Annotated in this window: 10 protein-coding genes; 9 read left to right on the top strand and 1 reads right to left on the bottom strand. The window is 39.0% G+C overall.

Annotated features, from left to right (window positions below; genetic code table 11):
- Positions 1-161: 161 nt before the first annotated feature.
- Positions 162-1,337 carry a peptidoglycan bridge formation glycyltransferase FemA/FemB family protein gene (locus tag H7T98_RS02395; RefSeq protein ID WP_037601949.1) on the bottom strand — a complete coding sequence of 392 codons (1,176 nt, stop codon included), beginning with the start codon at positions 1,335-1,337 and terminating at the stop codon, positions 162-164.
- Positions 1,338-2,209: 872 nt separating this feature from the next.
- On the opposite strand from H7T98_RS02395, the gene H7T98_RS02390 reads away from it, so the two are divergent.
- The 9 genes from H7T98_RS02390 (at position 2,210) to ftsW (ending at position 10,071) form a co-directional block, all read left to right on the top strand.
- The gene (locus tag H7T98_RS02390; RefSeq protein ID WP_002886037.1) at positions 2,210-2,407 is read left to right on the top strand and encodes a F0F1 ATP synthase subunit C; all 198 of its coding nucleotides are present in this window, start codon (positions 2,210-2,212) and stop codon (positions 2,405-2,407) included.
- Between the two features lie 32 nt (positions 2,408-2,439).
- Positions 2,440-3,147, top strand: coding sequence for a F0F1 ATP synthase subunit A (gene atpB, locus H7T98_RS02385; RefSeq protein ID WP_201061185.1), 708 nt, complete (start codon positions 2,440-2,442; stop codon positions 3,145-3,147).
- Positions 3,148-3,167: 20 nt separating this feature from the next.
- Positions 3,168-3,665 carry a F0F1 ATP synthase subunit B gene (gene atpF / locus H7T98_RS02380; RefSeq protein ID WP_014634008.1) on the top strand — a complete coding sequence of 166 codons (498 nt, stop codon included), beginning with the start codon at positions 3,168-3,170 and terminating at the stop codon, positions 3,663-3,665.
- On the top strand, positions 3,665-4,201 hold the full coding sequence (locus H7T98_RS02375) for a F0F1 ATP synthase subunit delta (RefSeq protein WP_002885901.1): 537 nt from the start codon (positions 3,665-3,667) through the stop codon (positions 4,199-4,201). The genes atpF and H7T98_RS02375 overlap by 1 nt, the downstream gene beginning before the upstream one ends.
- Before the next feature lie 15 nt (positions 4,202-4,216).
- Positions 4,217-5,722: a F0F1 ATP synthase subunit alpha gene (gene atpA, locus H7T98_RS02370; protein WP_037601955.1), complete on the top strand. Its 1,506-nt coding sequence runs from the start codon at positions 4,217-4,219 to the stop codon at positions 5,720-5,722.
- A gap of 18 nt (positions 5,723-5,740) precedes the next feature.
- The gene (locus tag H7T98_RS02365) at positions 5,741-6,619 is read left to right on the top strand and encodes a F0F1 ATP synthase subunit gamma (RefSeq protein WP_002890208.1); all 879 of its coding nucleotides are present in this window, start codon (positions 5,741-5,743) and stop codon (positions 6,617-6,619) included.
- Between the two features lie 76 nt (positions 6,620-6,695).
- A complete protein-coding gene (gene atpD, locus H7T98_RS02360) occupies positions 6,696-8,102 on the top strand; it encodes a F0F1 ATP synthase subunit beta (protein WP_002890209.1) in 1,407 nt (468 codons plus the stop codon).
- A gap of 12 nt (positions 8,103-8,114) precedes the next feature.
- A complete protein-coding gene (locus tag H7T98_RS02355) occupies positions 8,115-8,531 on the top strand; it encodes a F0F1 ATP synthase subunit epsilon (RefSeq protein WP_002890211.1) in 417 nt (138 codons plus the stop codon).
- A gap of 259 nt (positions 8,532-8,790) precedes the next feature.
- Positions 8,791-10,071, top strand: a complete 1,281-nt coding sequence (ftsW, locus tag H7T98_RS02350) for a cell division peptidoglycan polymerase FtsW (protein WP_201061183.1) — start codon at positions 8,791-8,793, stop codon at positions 10,069-10,071.
- Positions 10,072-10,220: the final 149 nt, after the last annotated feature.

The following is a 10,220-nucleotide window of genomic DNA, read 5'->3' as shown; positions in this document are numbered from 1 at the left end:
TGCGCACCCGCATAGCGGGTGGTTTATCTGTTTCGCACCTTCGGAGCGAAACGGACTTAAAGTCACATAACAAAAAAGTCATCATATGATGACTTTTTCAGTGGCTCTAACAAAAGCCTGCGTTTATTTCAAGCAATGAATAGTAAACAGTATTTTTTAAACTAAGAACGTCTAAGAAGCTTTTTAAGTCCTTGAATAAGTTTGTATTTTAAAGGTTGTGGGTAATAGCGGAAGGTTCCCATCTTACGAACAATATAACCGTTAAAGTTTTGTTTAAATCGTAGAACTCCATCAGAGCCGTCAAACACACCTGTGATTCCAAGGAAATTATAACTCATAATATTTCTTCTTAAAGTGCAATTCATGGCATGATACTGAATTAAGAAAGCAGCAGAGAATTTTTGAAATTCTGTGTAGGAACCTCCAAAGAGATATGTGGCCTGATCTTTCGTATATAGTATTAAAGCACAGGCAAGAAGTATCTTCTCTGTATTAATTTGTTGTTTGAGCTCTGAAATGATCTGTTTTTGTTTATTCAATTTTTGAGCTTGTTGATCATACTGTTTGCTCTTAGGGTTCAGTGAGGTAAGTTTACTATTTATGTGATCTAAGCTTTTTTCAAAATCTAACTCTGCTACCAAGAAATCAGCGTTATCACCAAATGCATCATATAGTTCTGTATAATAATCTAAACTTTTATCTTCAAATCCTTGCCTTCTTCCGGTTTCTTCTATAATCTTTTTGAATTCTGGAATTTCTTCTTTATTTATTTTGCGAACAATAACATTATAGTCGAGAGCAGTTTTGATGTTTCTGACGCTATTTTTGTTAAATGATTTTAATAAAGATGTTTCATCAAAGCCCTCAAGATTTTTCAAATAATGCCAAGTTGGTTCTCCTTCAGGATAGCCTACCTGTAAACCATCAAATTTGTAGCCAAGATCTGTTAGTGTAGAAATTAATTCTGTTTTCTCAGGTTCAATAGGCTTTCCATCAATTTCAAATGTCTGATAAATGTCGTCTGGCTTTACAACCAATTCTAGAGCTCCCTGTTTCTTAGCAAAAAGTTGTAATTCATGATAAAAACTCTTTAAATCGGATTCATTTGTATACAATGGACCACTATTAATTTCTATTCTGACTCCTCCAGTCAAATGCTTCATGAAAGCAATAGCAGCAACAGTAGTTTCATTATTACTTTTCCAACCTAAAAATTTAGTCTCGAATCCTCTTTTTCTTAGGAGATTAGACATTGATACTGTTTGCATGAACGAATGTTCTTTACATTTTTCTATGAAAGATGTAAACTCATCCTCTTTCAAAATTGTAAGACTCATTTTATTTCCTTTCGATTACAAGTAAAATAGTTATATAAGTTATTATAACAAAAATAAATCCAGATGCTTCAAACTATCTATATTTCAAAGTGACTATAGTCAGAGAATGCTAAAGTCTAGTAATCTTACATTAATATAAAACTAGGTACAGTGAGGTTCTAGATTCTATCGTTGATAACGAAAGGAAGATAGCATCGGGTCATGTGTTTTGTATGATAGAAGAAGATTTAGGACAAAAGAAGTTGTTAAATTGGACGAGTTACCGTTTTGTACACGTCATTTTATGAAAAATACAAAGTCTCTATGAGGTGATATTATTATTCCTGGACTATGAAATAAAGGTTGGGTAAGTCGTTTAACATCTGATAATGTTAGTGTTTGTTTTATCCAAGGAGAGTAGCCACGTCGATGGTAATTATTGATAAAGTAAACATTTGATATGGAGAGATACTAATATTAAAAAGTGTCGGAGTAGTATTTTCTACTTTTGGAGTCAGTAGGACTTTCTAAAGAGAAAGTGGAGCAAAAACGCTCCCCTTCAGCTTTCTTTAAGGAACTCAAGTTATACTATAGTTATCCTAATAAGTATTACTGAACGTCGTTCGGTAGCGCTCACATGTTCTGGTTTTAAGTCAGACAGTGAAACTTTCTTTTTTTCATAAATCTCCCAAACAAGTCTAATCTCACAAGGTTAGGCTTGTTTTTATGAAATAAGCAGAAAGTTTTTCATTAAAAATAAACGCTTGTGTAAGTAAAATGAAAACGTTAGGCAAAGTCAGTGAAAACGTCTAAAAAACCGTCAATTCATTGACTTTCGTGGAAAATAGGACTAAAATAGCAGGGTAAAAATAATTAAAAAGGAGAATTCTACTATGAATCTAACTATCTTAGCCCTCGGTTTGGCCGTTATGGGTGTATCTCTTGGTGAGGGTATCCTCGTTGCCAATATCGCTAAAGCTGCAGCTCGCCAACCTGAGATGTTTAGCAAACTTCAAACATTGATGTTTACTGGTGTTGCCTTTATCGAAGGTACCTTCTTCGTATTGTTTGCCCTTAGCTACATTGTCTAATAGACAAATAAAAGATGAAGGAGGGATGAGCAGTGGAAACTACAAGTAATCCAACCGTCTCATTATTTGGGATTGATTTTGACTTGACTGTCCTTGCCATGTCTCTCTTGACAGTAATTATCGTTTTTGGAGTGGTTTTTTGGTCAAGTCGTAAGATGACCATTAAACCAAAGGGAAAACAAAATGTGCTTGAGTTCATCTATGAGTTTGTGAATAGTACCATTTCTCAAAGTCTTGGGAAATTCACGAAGAATTATAGTTTGCTCTTGTTTGTAATTTTCACCTTTGTTTTTACAGCAAACAACTTAGGTTTGCTTGTGTCTGTAAAAAGTGAGCATTACAATTTTTGGACTTCTCCAACATCGAACTTCGGTGTTACTATCACTCTTTCTTTGATTATTACCCTCATTAGTCATATTGAGGGGATCCGTAAAAAAGGGTTTAAAGGCTATCTAAAGGGCTACCTTTCACCATACCCAGCTATGCTCCCAATGAACATTTTGGAACAATTAACCAACCCTGCTTCATTGGCCTTGCGTTTGTTTGGTAACATTTATTCTGGTGAGGTACTTACTGGCTTGATTCTTCAATTGGTGACCTGGTCTGCTTTTGCAGTACCTGTATCCTTTGCTTTGAACCTTGTCTGGGTTGCCTTTTCAGCCTTTATCGGCTTTATCCAAGCCTATGTCTTTATTATCCTAAGTTCAAACTATATTGGTGATAAAGTCAACGAAGAATAATTAAGAAAGGGAGAAATGAAATGTCAATACTTATTAATAGTACGACACTTGGTAATATCATTATCACACTCGGCTCAGTTTTTCTCTTGTATTACCTCATCCGTAAATTCGCATGGGATCAAATTACAGGAATCTTTGCTGCTCGTGAAAAGAAAATTGCCACAGATATTGATAGTGCTGAAAATGCTCGTCAAGAAGCAGAAAGCTTGGCACAAAAACGTCAAGATGAGTTGGCAGGTGCTCGCACTGAGGCAGCTCAAATTATTGATGGGGCCAAGGAAACTGGTAAAACTCAAGAATCAAAAATCATTGCAGAAGCACATGATGAAGCTAAACGCTTGAAAGAAAAAGCAAATCAAGACATTGCCCAAAGCCGTGTGGAAGCACTTGCTGGCGTTAAAGGTGAAGTTGCAGACTTGACTGTCCTCTTGGCGGAAAAAGTTATGAAACAAAACCTTGATGCTAAAGCGCAATCTGACTTGATTGATAGCTATCTTGATCAATTAGGAGATGCTTAATGGATAAGAAAACACAAGCTCTTGTTGAGCAGTATGCCAGAAGCCTGGTAGAAGTCGCTTTTGAACAAGACGCCGTGTCAACAATCCAAGAAGAAGTAAGGCAAATCCTAACAGTTTTTGCTGAAACAAATCTAAAAACCTTCTTGTCGCAGGAAAATGTGACAAGTGAAGCTAAAAAAGAAAGTTTGAGCTTGTTTCAAGAGTCTTGTTCAGTGTATATGAACAATTTTCTTGAGGTAATCTTACTCAATGACCGTGCCAACATTCTCTATGATGTGTTGAAATTGGTCCTTGAGCTCTTTGACCAAGAAGACAATACTTACGATGTCACAGTGACATCAGCAAGTCCCTTGTCTGAGGAACAAAAAGCCCGACTTTTGGCGATTGTTTCACAAAAATTTGAGATTAAGACACGTCGTTTAGTAGAAAAAATTGATGAGGACCTCATCGGAGGATTCGTCATCAAAGCAAAAAATAAGGTTGTTGACACGTCAATTCGCAGTCAATTGCAAACCTTTAAAACGAATTTGAAATAGAAAGTGGTGTGACTTTTGGCAATTAACGCACAAGAAATTAGCGCTTTAATTAAAAAGCAAATTGAAAACTTCCAGCCAAACTTTGACGTCACTGAAACTGGTGTCGTTACCTATATCGGTGACGGTATCGCACGTGCTCGTGGTCTTGATAATGCCATGAGTGGTGAGTTGCTCGAATTTGAAAATGGTGCCTATGGTATGGCCCAAAACCTTGAATCTAATGATGTCGGTATCATTATCTTGGGGGATTTCGTAGCAATTCGTGAAGGCGATATTGTTAAACGTACTGGAAAAATCATGGAAGTTCCAGTTGGTGAAGCCCTTATTGGTCGTGTAGTAAACCCACTTGGGCAACCAGTTGATGGTCTTGGTGACATCGAAACAACAGGTTTCCGTCCAGTTGAAACACCTGCTCCAGGTGTTATGCAACGTAAATCAGTTTCTGAGCCATTGCAAACTGGTCTTAAGGCGATTGATGCCTTGGTTCCAATTGGACGTGGTCAACGTGAGTTGGTCATCGGAGACCGCCAAACTGGTAAAACTTCAGTAGCCATTGATGCGATCTTGAACCAAAAAGGTCAAGATATGATCTGTATCTATGTGGCTATTGGTCAAAAAGAATCAACAGTTCGTACACAAGTAGAAACTCTCCGTAAACATGGTGCTCTTGATTACACAATCGTTGTGACTGCCTCAGCATCACAACCATCACCATTGCTTTACATCGCGCCTTACGCTGGTGTTGCAATGGCTGAAGAGTTCATGTATAACGGAAAACACGTCTTGATTGTTTATGATGATTTGTCTAAACAAGCCGTGGCCTATCGTGAACTTTCATTGCTTCTCCGTCGTCCACCAGGTCGTGAAGCCTACCCAGGGGATGTCTTCTATCTCCACTCACGTCTTTTGGAACGTTCAGCTAAAGTTTCAGATGATCTTGGTGGTGGTTCAATTACTGCCTTGCCAATCATCCAAACGCAAGCCGGAGATATCTCAGCTTATATCGCAACAAACGTTATCTCAATCACAGATGGACAAATCTTCTTGCAAGAAAACTTGTTTAACTCAGGTATTCGTCCAGCCATTGATGCGGGTTCTTCCGTATCACGTGTAGGTGGATCAGCGCAAATTAAAGCGATGAAGAAGGTTGCTGGTACACTTCGTCTTGACTTGGCTTCATATCGTGAACTTGAAGCCTTTACGCAATTTGGTTCAGATTTGGATGCTGCGACTCAAGCGAAATTGAACCGTGGTCGTCGTACAATCGAAGTTTTGAAACAACCGCTTCATAAACCACTTCCAGTTGAGAAACAAGTTGTTATCCTTTACGCTTTGACACATGGTTTCTTGGATAGTGTTCCGGTTGATCAAATCTTGGATTTTGAAGAAGCACTCTATGACTACTTTGATAGTCACCATGAGGATATCTTTGAAACTATTCGTACAACTAAGGATATTCCTGAGGAATCTGTACTTAATGAAGCTATCCAAGCTTTCAAAGATCAGTCAGAATACAAATAGAAATAGGGAGGACAGCATATGGCAGGCTCTCTAAGAGAAATCCAAGCAAAGATTGCTTCAACTAAGAAAACGAGTCAAATCACAGGAGCCATGCAGATGGTTTCTGCCTCAAAATTGACACGTTCTGAGCAAGCTGCTAAAGATTTCCAAATCTATGCCTCAAAAATTAGACAGATCACAACAGATCTTCTACATTCAGAATTGATTAATGGTTCGTCAAATCCAATGTTGGATGCACGCCCAGTTCGTAAGACAGGTTACATTGTCATTACTTCAGATAAAGGACTTGTTGGAGGTTATAACTCAACAATTCTTAAAGCTGTGTTGGACATGATTAAACGTGACCATGATTCTGAAGATGAATATGCTATCATTTCTATTGGTGGAACAGGTTCAGATTTTTTCAAGGCTCGTAACATGAATGTTGCTTTTGAACTTCGTGGCCTTGAAGATCAACCTAGTTTTGATCAAGTCGGAAAAATCATTTCTAAAGCTGTAGGAATGTATCAAAATGAACTTTTTGATGAACTCTATGTGTGCTATAACCACCATGTTAACAGTTTGTCTAGCGAAGTTCGTGTGGAACAAATGCTTCCTATCGCTGATTTGGATCCCAATGAATCAGAAGGTCATGTGTTGACCAAGTTTGAATTGGAACCAGATCGTGACACTATTTTGGATCAACTCTTACCACAATATGCGGAGAGTCTTATCTACGGTGCTATCGTAGATGCCAAAACAGCTGAGCACGCAGCTGGTATGACTGCAATGCAGACAGCCACTGATAATGCTAAGAATGTGATTAACGATTTGACAATCCAATATAACCGTGCGCGTCAAGCTGCCATCACTCAGGAAATTACTGAAATTGTTGGTGGTGCAAGTGCACTTGAATAGCTAGAGATTTGTCTTAATTAGACACACATGAAAAAGGGATGATTGTCATCCAAAAAACTATCATAAGGAGAAAACAATGAGCTCAGGCAAAATTGCTCAGGTTGTTGGTCCTGTTGTAGACGTAGCGTTTGCAGCTGGTGATAAACTCCCTGAGATTAACAATGCATTGGTCGTTTATACTGACGAACAAAAGTCTAAACGTATCGTGCTCGAAGTAGCTCTTGAACTTGGAGAAGGTGTGGTTCGTACCATTGCCATGGAATCTACTGATGGATTGACTCGTGGACTAGAAGTTCTGGACACTGGTCGTCCAATCAGCGTTCCTGTTGGTAAAGATACCCTTGGACGTGTCTTTAACGTTCTTGGTGATACCATTGACTTGGAAGCACCTTTTGCAGAAGATGCAGAGCGTGAACCAATTCACAAAAAAGCACCAACTTTCGATGAATTGTCAACATCTACTGAAATCCTTGAAACAGGGATTAAAGTTATCGACTTGCTTGCCCCTTACCTTAAAGGTGGTAAAGTCGGACTCTTTGGTGGTGCCGGTGTTGGTAAAACCGTTCTTATTCAAGAGTTGATTCACAACATTGCCCAAGAGCACGGTGGTATTTCCGTGTTTACAGGTGTTGGTGAACGTACACGTGAAGGTAATGACCTTTACTGGGAAATGAAAGAATCTGGCGTTATTGAGAAAACAGCCATGGTCTTCGGTCAAATGAACGAACCACCTGGAGCACGTATGCGTGTTGCTCTTACTGGTTTGACAATTGCGGAATACTTCCGTGATGTCGAAGGTCAAGACGTGCTTCTCTTCATCGATAACATCTTCCGTTTCACTCAAGCGGGTTCTGAGGTTTCTGCCCTTCTTGGTCGTATGCCATCAGCCGTTGGTTACCAACCTACACTTGCTACTGAAATGGGTCAATTGCAAGAACGTATCACATCAACTAAAAAAGGTTCTGTTACATCAATCCAAGCCATCTACGTTCCAGCCGATGACTATACTGACCCAGCGCCAGCTACAGCATTTGCTCACTTGGATTCAACAACCAACCTTGAACGTAAGTTGACACAAATGGGTATTTACCCAGCCGTTGACCCATTGGCATCAAGCTCACGTGCCCTTTCACCTGAAATTGTTGGTGAAGAACACTATGCTGTTGCGACTGAAGTTCAACGTGTGCTTCAACGTTACCGTGAATTGCAAGATATTATTGCTATCCTTGGTATGGATGAATTGTCAGACGAAGAAAAAACATTGGTTGGACGTGCTCGTCGTATCCAATTCTTCTTGTCACAAAACTTTAACGTTGCTGAACAGTTTACAGGTCAACCAGGTTCTTATGTTCCAGTTGCTGAAACCGTTCGTAGCTTTAAAGAAATCCTTGAAGGTAAATATGACAATCTTCCAGAAGATGCCTTCCGTAGCGTAGGTCCAATTGAGGATGTAGTAGCTAAAGCTAAAGCTATGGGCTACTAATGAGGTGAAGATATGGCACAAATGACCGTACAAGTGGTAACTCCGGATGGTCTGAAATATGACCACCATGCCAGCTTTATCCACGCGGTTACTAAAGATGGTCAAATTGGTATCTTGCCAGGCCATATTAACTTGATTGCACCACTTGAAGTGGATGAACTCAAGGTTCGTCGTGTGGATGACGAGAGTCACGTCGATTGGATTGCCGTAAACGGTGGTATCATCGAAGTTAAAGATGATTTTATTACTATCGTTGCCGATTCAGCAGAACGTGAACGCGACATTGACGTTTCTCGTGCCGAACGTGCCAAGCAACGTGCCGAACGTGACTTGGAAGAAGCAACTAAATCTGACCGTATTGATGAAGTTCAACGTGCTCAGGTTGCTCTCCGTCGAGCACTTAATCGTATCAGTGTTGGTACAAAATAAGACAACAAAAAACGAGACTTTGGTCCCGTTTTTTATTTATCGTAAAAGAAAACATGAGAAGTAGCAAAGTTATCAAAGAAAGCTCATTGTAAAACCTATCTGAAGGTAAGATAAAAAATCAGATTTCCAGTCCTGAAAACGGTTAATTTAGCTTTTACTTTAGTTTAAGGTATCAAAGTGTTATAATATAAGCTGTTAGCTTTATATTTTAAGAGAAAATGTAGAGTAACGTAATAGAAAGTATGAGTTTTTTAAAGATATGAAAATTGAAAAGAAGCATCTTTTAGATTACACCATCTTGATACCTTATTTAATCTTATCCGTGGTTGGTTTAATAGTAGTGTATTCAACAACAAGTGCTCGTTTAGTGGCCTTGGGCGCCAATCCCTTTGCATCTGTTATAAACCAAGGAGCCTTTTGGTTGGTATCCTTGTTCTCTATTTTTTTCATCTACCGACTGAAGTTGAACTTTCTCAGGAAAGATAAGCTTTTGGGTGTTGTTATTGCCTTTGAGATTTTACTTTTGGTCATTGCCAAATTTTTCACTAGGGAAATTAATGGTGCCAATGGTTGGATTGTGCTTGGTCCCTTGTCTTTCCAACCAGCGGAGTACCTTAAGATTATTGTTGTCTGGTTTTTGGCACACACTTTTTCAAAAAAACAGTCTGCTATAGAACGTTATGACTATCAAGCCTTGACGAAGAATAGATGGATTCCTAGAAATGGTAAGGAACTTAATGACTGGCGTGTTTATTTGCTTGTAATGATTGGTTTGGTTGCTATCCAACCTGACTTGGGTAATGCGGCTATCATTGTATTGACTACGGTAGTTATGTTTTCAATTTCTGGTGTCGGCTACCGCTGGTTCACGGCTTTATTTGCCAGCATTGTTGGGATTTCATCAGCCTTCCTTGGTTTAATTGCCTTGGTTGGGGTTCAAACCATGGCTAAGGTACCTATCTTCGGTTATGTTGCCAAGCGTTTCGCAGCCTATTTTAATCCGTTCAAGGATTTGACAGGATCTGGTCTTCAGCTATCTCATTCATACTATGCTATGAGTAATGGGGGCTGGTTCGGTCTTGGACTTGGAAATTCGATTGAAAAAACTGGTTATCTCCCAGAAGCTACAACAGACTTTGTGTTTTCAATTGCAATTGAAGAGTTAGGTCTTATCGGAGCTGGCTTGATTCTGGCCCTCCTCTTTTTCCTCATTCTTCGTATTATGATTGTGGGAGTCAAGGCACGAAATCCTTTTAACTCTATGATGGCATTGGGTGTAGGTGCCTTAATGCTAATGCAGGTCTTCGTTAACATCGGAGGAATCTCAGGGCTAATTCCATCAACAGGGGTTACCTTCCCCTTCCTTTCGCAAGGAGGTAACTCTCTTTTAGTGACTTCAGTTGGGATAGCCTTTGTCTTGAACATCGCTGCTAACGAAAAGCGTGATAATATTGTTCAAGCGATTGAGGATGAGTTATCTCAGACTCAAGAATTGGAAAATCAAGATGAAAAAATCGTACCTTTAAGAAGAAGTCGTTAATACGGCTTCTTTTTTCGTTAGATGGTGTTAGGCGGTAGTATGAAGATAGTGAAAGCTAATAGGAGCAGTAGAAATAGAATTATTGAAAGGAATATTTGTAATTACTCTAAAGAAAAACTGAAAACTATATAAAATACTTGCAATTCTAT

It is taken from the genome of Streptococcus sp. 23.2 (assembly GCF_016648665.1).
GTDB classification, from domain to species: domain Bacteria; phylum Bacillota; class Bacilli; order Lactobacillales; family Streptococcaceae; genus Streptococcus; species Streptococcus salivarius_E.
The sequence above is the reverse complement of the archived record's forward strand: the minus strand, read 5'-3'. Positions and strand labels throughout refer to the sequence as shown.

Excerpts from the sequence above, each read along its gene's own strand:
- ftsW (WP_201061183.1), top strand. The coding sequence starts at position 8,791 with ATGAAAATTGAAAAGAAGCATCTTTTAGATTACACCATCTTGATACCT.
- H7T98_RS02375 (WP_002885901.1), top strand. The coding sequence starts at position 3,665 with ATGGATAAGAAAACACAAGCTCTTGTTGAGCAGTATGCCAGAAGCCTG.
- H7T98_RS02355 (WP_002890211.1), top strand. The coding sequence starts at position 8,115 with ATGGCACAAATGACCGTACAAGTGGTAACTCCGGATGGTCTGAAATAT.
- H7T98_RS02390 (WP_002886037.1), top strand. The coding sequence starts at position 2,210 with ATGAATCTAACTATCTTAGCCCTCGGTTTGGCCGTTATGGGTGTATCT.
- H7T98_RS02365 (WP_002890208.1), top strand. The coding sequence starts at position 5,741 with ATGGCAGGCTCTCTAAGAGAAATCCAAGCAAAGATTGCTTCAACTAAG.
- atpF (WP_014634008.1), top strand. The coding sequence starts at position 3,168 with ATGTCAATACTTATTAATAGTACGACACTTGGTAATATCATTATCACA.
- atpD (WP_002890209.1), top strand. The coding sequence starts at position 6,696 with ATGAGCTCAGGCAAAATTGCTCAGGTTGTTGGTCCTGTTGTAGACGTA.
- H7T98_RS02395 (WP_037601949.1), bottom strand. The coding sequence starts at position 1,337 with ATGAGTCTTACAATTTTGAAAGAGGATGAGTTTACATCTTTCATAGAA.